The following is a 1,333-nucleotide window of genomic DNA, read 5'->3' as shown; positions in this document are numbered from 1 at the left end:
TTGAAAAACAAGATCTTATGGAAGGTATACTCAAAGAAAACAGTGAATATTTGGAACATCAGAAAAATTTGACTATCGAAGTTATCTTCGGCAACCCGCCTTATTCAACTGGTCAAAAAAGTGCTAATGATAATGCGAAGAATACCCCTTATCCCATATTAGATAATCGTATCAGTGAAACTTATGCTGCTCAATCTGAATCAATCAATATGCAAGCACTTTATGATAGCTATATACGAGCAATTCGATGGGCTAGTGACCGTATAAAAGATTGTGGTATTATTGGTTTTGTGACAAACGCAGGGTTTATTAATGCATGTTCTTTAAATGGTTTAAGAAAATGCCTCGTTAAGGAATTTAGCAGCCTTTATATTTTCCATTTACGGGGTAATCAACGAACCTCTGGAGAACTTTCGCGAAAAGAAGGTGGTAAGATTTTTGGTTCTGGATCACGGGCTCCCATAGCTATCTCTATTCTCATAAAAAATCCAGAATCTCAACAGCGTGGGAAAATATATTTCCGTGATATTGGAGATTATCTCACAAGAGAAAAAAAGCTTAAGACAATTAAAAAATTTGGTAGCATTGATGGTATTACACAGAGCAAACAAGGTTGGCAAATAATTATACCGGATAAGCATAATGATTGGCTTGGTCAACGTGATGACAGTTTCAAGACATTCCTAGCTTTAGGTGATAAGAAACCTCATAGTAAAAAACTGTTTGAGATTTATTCTTGTGGTCTAAAAACCAATCGTGATGCTTGGGCATACAATGCAAGCAATGAAACTCTCGCGAAGAATATGAGTAATATGATTACTTTCTACAATAGTGAAGTGGAGCGTTTTAATGGTGTTTATACACATGATAACGGTAAAACACGTACTAAAACTGTAGATAATTTTGTTAATGCCGATGAAAGCAAAATTAGTTGGAGTATTAATCTTAAGAAACATTTAACTAAAGGAAAGATTTTTGAATTTGAAGATACATGCCTTATTCAAAGCCTATATCGTCCTTTTACACAACAATGGCTCTATTACAATCGTGCCTTTAATGAAATGGTTGCCCAAATTCCATGTATATTTCCAATGGGGCAAGCGGTTGAAAATAGAGTAATACAAATTACAGGTACGGGAGCAAAGAAAGATTTTTCTGTTATTATGACTAAGAATGTGCCTGAATTTCAAGTGATGGAGAATAGTCAATGCTTTCCAAGATATATCTATGAAGATGCTACGGTTTCAAAAAGTAAAAGTGAGAAACAAACCCTTTTATTTACAGACTCTATAGAGGAAAACAAAACTGTTGGTTTACAGAGGCATGATGCCAT

Annotated in this window: 1 protein-coding gene; it reads left to right on the top strand. The window is 34.7% G+C overall.

Translation table 11 applies throughout. The features are described from left to right. Positions 1-1,333: type ISP restriction/modification enzyme (locus ACFIMC_RS01765; RefSeq protein ID WP_375680894.1), on the top strand; the 1,333-nt coding region annotated here is incomplete at both ends.

It is taken from the genome of Bartonella sp. AP21QHHD (genome assembly GCF_042196205.1).
Lineage (GTDB): Bacteria > Pseudomonadota > Alphaproteobacteria > Rhizobiales > Rhizobiaceae > Bartonella.
The sequence above is the reverse complement of the archived record's forward strand: the minus strand, read 5'-3'. Positions and strand labels throughout refer to the sequence as shown.